Annotated in this window: 3 protein-coding genes; 2 read left to right on the top strand and 1 reads right to left on the bottom strand. The window is 31.1% G+C overall.

What is annotated here, in order from left to right:
- Positions 1-192: hypothetical protein (locus J6Y29_00780; GenBank protein ID MBP5426427.1), on the top strand; the 192-nt coding region annotated here is incomplete at its 5' end.
- 50 nt (positions 193-242) lie between these two features.
- Positions 243-2,633 (top strand): ankyrin repeat domain-containing protein, encoded by a 2,391-nt coding sequence (locus J6Y29_00785; protein MBP5426428.1) that lies wholly within the window; start codon positions 243-245, stop codon positions 2,631-2,633.
- A 259-nt stretch (positions 2,634-2,892) separates the two neighbouring features.
- Here the strand turns inward: J6Y29_00785 and J6Y29_00790 are convergent.
- On the bottom strand, positions 2,893-5,822 hold a 2,930-nt coding region (locus tag J6Y29_00790; protein ID MBP5426429.1), incomplete at its 5' end, for a hypothetical protein.

Below are 5,822 nucleotides of genomic sequence, written 5' to 3' on the forward strand. Positions count from 1 at the left end.
AATGCAATGTTTGCTATTCCTGTTGAGAATCTACCAATTGAATTTACCTTTTCATTTCCATTCCATACAGTTATTGACTTAACTACTGTATCTGCACTGATATTAAAAACACAGTTCCAGACTGGCTTACAAGGGAATATTGTGTATCTGGTTGACAAAATATTTATGAAATTATATAATGTACCAAATTAGTCGGAATATTGGCTATAAAAGTAGTTTTAGGAAGAAAAGGGGTTTTAGACATGAGTATACAAGAAGAAAACGAAATTAAAAATGCTACCAAAGAAGATTGGAAGTATATAGAAGAATTAGTTATAAAATATAAAATAGATCTTTCTAAAATAGAGGGACCTCGAAAAAAAAAGTTATTAGATATTATAAGCACGAACAAGGAACTATTGAATGAATATATAGAATGTGGTAAAAATTTAAACTTACAATATTATAGAGGAAATACATTATTAATGGTTGCAAGCGCTAAAGGAAATAATCCTGTAGTTGAGAGGTTGTTAGAAAAAGGTGCCAATGTAGATGTTTGTGATAATTGTGGAAATAGTGCCTTACACATAGCATGTGCTCAAGGATATAAAGATGTGGTTGACTTATTGTTTGAAAAAGGAGCAAATGTAAAGACTTTTAATAAAAATGAAAACAGTCCTTTACATGAGGCTTGTTTTAATGGACACGAAGCTGTTGTTGAGCTATTATTAAAAAAAGAAGTATCTATAATAAATGATCGTAATAAGTGGGGGGATAGCGCCATTAATGTGGCATGTTTTAATGGACATACAAAAGTGGTTGAGTTATTACTGAAAAAAAAAGCAGATATAAGTATTTGTGATAACGAAGGAGATAATTCCCTACATAAAGCGTGTAATCAGGGGAATAAAGAAATAGTAAAGTTGTTGATAGAAAATGGTGCAGATATTAACGCTCGTGATAAAAGTGGTGATACTGCCCTACATAAAGCATGTTTTAATGGACATGAAGATATTGTTAAGTTATTGATAAGAAATGGTGCAGATATTAATATTAAAAATAATTTTGGATCAAGTGTGCTTACTATTGCAAAAAATAGAGGACATAAAAATTTAGTGACACTGCTGAAAAAAATAAAAAATGGAACGAATATTAAACTCAAAATTAATTTGGAAAACAAAAGGAAACAGAATGAGCAATTAAAACATGAATTACTAGATGCTTGTGAAAAGAAAAATGAAATTAGAGCAATCAAAATAATAAAAAACGTAGATGAATTAACTGATGAACATTTACTGAAAAGCATAAATGCATTTGATGAAAAAACATTAAGGGCTTTGGCAGAGAAAGTTGGATACACTAAAATGGGTAATATGCTAAACAAAATAGAGGACAATGATAAGTGCAATAAAATAGTAAACGAAATATATAAAAAAATAATATTAACTGATGTTAGCGGTAAAGCGAGGGATTTATTGCAGAAAAAAATCAATCAAGAGATACATAATCTTTGTAAAACAGGGACTAAAATAAAGGATTTGAAGGACCTATTAGATATAACCGAAATTCAAGATGAATTTTTAATAAATATTATAAATATATCTGCTGACAATGCATTAAATATACTAATAAAAAAAGTTGGCCCGAATAGAATAAATAGGATATTCAAAAATATTGATACCTGCAAATATGATAGTATAGTGAATAAGTTATACAAAGTGAAAGATATATTAAACATAGCAACAGAAGAATTAAGAGAATTGTTGTATAAAAAGATAAAAGATGAAGTAATTGAGGCTCATAAGTCAAATAAAAAACAATACAAGGATATACTTCTAAATACAGGTATACAAATAGATTTGACGGAATTTGGAGCCATATTTCCAAAAAACACATATAAAAATATGTTTATAGAGGTAACAAATAATGATATAACGCTTATAGACGCAATCTTATCAAATAATAAGAACAAAATGAGAACATTAAAACATCACGAAGATAAGATAAATAGTGTAGATAATAAAGGTAAAAATGCTCTGATGCACGCAATAGAGAAAGGCTGTATTGATTTCGCATATGATTTAATAGAGAATGGGGCAGATGTTAATGCAAAGGATAACAACAACAAAAGCGTTATAATGTATGCATTAGAGAAGAATGCTGTAGATATGGTAGAAGTGTTACTGGAAATGGGAGTAGATACAAAAGAAAAAGACAATAATGATAAGAGTGTACTAATGTACGCATTGGAGAAAGGCAAAAGTATGTCCTATGCAATAGATTTAATGATAAAAAATACAAATTATTATAATGAAGATAAAAGAGGTGTTAATGTGTTGATGTATGCATGTCAAGGAGGATATATGCCAGCTGTAAAAGCGCTGGTCGAAACAATTCCATCCAATATTTTAAATAAGGTTTTAGATTATAGTAGAAGGCCAGGAGATACAGCATTAAGAAGAGCCGTAGAGGAAAATCACGAAGAAGTAGCGAAATATCTTCTAAGAAAAGGAGTTGCAAACTTTAGTGAAATAAAAGGTGGAAAGCTAGATAATCTCATGAAGTGGCAACAAGATATTAATAGAGAGAAAAAAATTAACTCTTTAATGGGAAAAATATCTAGCAAAAAACGTGGCAAACAAAAAAATCTATAGTATCATATAAAAATTATTAACCATGACTTTTTATTTTTAAAGCCATGGTTAATGTTATGCACGGTAATTAAAAATATTACTTATATATTTCTTTTCTCTTAAATACGTTATAACACAATTTTGTTGCATGGATATCAAATTTAAAATATCATTTTTCGCAAGATATTTTATAAAACAGTGTTGTAGAGGATCTATTGTTAAAGACACAAAAAAACTACTGCAAGGAGATTAAGTCCCTGCAGTAGTCTAAAGTACTAGATTAATCCTTAGCTGTTACTGTTCCCAAGCTTATATTATCTGTGTTATCAATACCTATTTCGTAATTTGCAGTACTTCCAGCTTTACCATAGCAAGTTTCTTCAGGTATTAATTGTAGAGTTAAGTTATGACCATTACTCATTTTATCATCTGCAGCTATTTTAACTTCAAATGTCTTTGTTTCTCCTTTTGCTATCCTAATTGGCTTATTCAATTCCAATTTTGCAACATGATTGTCAAATGCTAAATATTGCTTAGTATCAGTATTTTTAGACACTTGTTCTGCTGATGAATCGAACAATCTTAATCCCTTAACTTCATGTTCATTCTGAGCGCTACCTATATTTTCATCTGTTCTCTTAATAGTTACATACTTTAAGTCAACAGCTGTATTCCCTTCATTTTTGATATTGAATGAAGCAACTGTTATACCTGTACCTGGTGTTACATTTCTAGTTCCACTTAATGCATTTGAAGCATACAATTTTGAAATTGAGATTGTACTAACTGCCGCTTTACCATCTTTTCCACCAGGAACTAATTCTGGTATAATCATAGTGTCAGTAAATGTTACTTTTGGTTCGTTTCCACTTCCATTAACTATAGCTCTATAGCTATTATAGGAGTCTTCATTTGTATTTTCATATACTTTTTTCTTTAAATCGGTTTTTCCACTAACGCTACCTGTTATCTCAAATAGTTCTACTTCGTTAAGCACTTCATAAGTTTCTCCTGCATTTGCTGTTTGATACTTAACCACTTTTCCAGCTGCATTTGTAACAGGAACCTCTTGTCCAAGAGCTACGGAGAACTTACCAGCTATTTTAGCATCTGCTAATACATTTGCATAAAGAACTAAATCTTTCTTACCTGGCTCATCATTTTTAGTTGCATCTATAACAAGTACACTTCTATCTCCTGATTTGTTTATTTCTACTTCTTTTGATATTGTTCTTACTCCATCTGCATCAGGAGTTACTTCATCTACTATTGAGAACAAACTTCCTTCATCTGTACTAGTTAAGGCTTTTCCACTACCATCTTTTAATGTGAATCTGATATATGATGGATCTAAATCCTTTTCAAATTGTGCAGTTAAATAAACTTTATTAATTAATATAGCTTCCTGTCCATCATTTTCTAATGTCCACCTTGCAACTTCAACGTTCTTTGTCTCTGGCAAAACATTTTTACTCTTAACTTCATTTTCACTTGAGTAATTAGCCTTTATATTTTCTACTTTAGCTGCTTCACCTATTTCAATGATACGGCTATAACTAGATTTCTTGATATTAACATCTGTACCTGTTGATGTAGTTACAGCTGATGCATCTGTTACAAAGAATTTAAATTGTTCTTTTTCATGATTTTCAGCCTCTCCTCTTACATCCGTTACTAACATTACCTTCAATGTTTTTCCTGAATCTATTGTTACACCTTCTTTTAGAGCAAATCTCAAACATCCATTATTATCAACTTTTAAAGGTCTTAAATTCTCAGAGATAACAGTTCCATTTGTGGAAGTTAATCTCATATTATTTAAAATATTTTGCAAGTTATCGTTTTCGGTAACTACTGCAAAATTTTCAGAAGCTGCTGGAGCTTTTTTAACTTGTACTGTTATTGATGATAATCTCACAGTTTCACCTAAATTATGATGAATATTAAATGTTGCTACAGCTTCTTGTGATTGGTTAGGGAATATATACCCTTTAACTTGAGCTTCTTGTTCAAATGTGACATTTACTTCTCCTACAGTCATTTTGCTACCATAAGATTTATCATTGATAGTTATATCTTTTTCACTTACTAAACCTGAACCTGTAACTCCTGTAATTCCCATTGTATAGCTTGACTCTTTACCTGCATCTTTCAAATCTACCAATATGTCTACTACTATTGGGGAATTAGGCTCTACTGTTACTACTTCACTCAATGGTAATTCTAATCCTTTAACAGTATTACCTTCAGTATAAATCTTTGATTTTACTTCTTGTGATGCAATAACAACACCATTACTTACTAATTTGATTTCAGTTATTGCACTTTCAACGCCAGCCTGTAATCCTTTTTCAACTACTGTTCCATCTACTTTTATTGTTTCTAATTGGATAGGTTCTCCAACTGCCTCAATTTTGATAGATGCAAATTTCTGATCATCAACAGTTGTAGCTACAGTACAAGCCGCTGGTGATGAACTTGATTTAGTTAAGATTAAAGCACCTCTTTCTATATCTAGCTTGCTTCCATCTTCGGTATTACTTGATATTATTGTTGTTCCATATACTTTACCTATTGATTGAACATCATTTACATTGTCTATTGAGAATTGAACTGTTCTTCCAGCTCCACCTACAACATCACCTCTAACAGTTAATCTTGCAGTAGTTCCAGAAGCACATTCCTTATTTATATCAAATGCAACTTCGCCCTTACTTAATTCTCCCTGTGCTAATACTGTTCCATCTTCGTCAACTAACTTTAAGTTAGCCAAATCAGTATCAGCAGCTGTTCCGTTTTGTGATAATACAATTCTCTTTATTGTTTGAGCTTCATAACCAACCTCAAAATCAAATTTAGATAACCTTACATCTTTATCTCCTGCATTAACACTAGCTATAGGTGCATCTCCACTTTGTTTTACTTTTAATGTTCCCAAATCTACGTGTGCAACTGTAAATGCGTTACCTACCATTGGGAAGTTTCCGGCTAATACAGTATCTGATTTAACTTCTAGCAATGAAATCTTTAACTCAGATGCAACATCTGCATCATTGTTAACATTTATTCTTATTGGTAACTTAACAGTTTGTCCTGCTGGAACTGTTACTATCTTAGTGAATGCGATGTTTGCTATTCCTGTTGAGAATCTACCAATTGAGTTTACTTTCTCGTTTCCGTTCCATACAGTTATTGATTTTACGACAGTAT

It is taken from the genome of Clostridiales bacterium, assembly GCA_017961515.1.
Lineage (GTDB): Bacteria > Bacillota > Clostridia > Acetivibrionales > RGIG10202 > RGIG10202.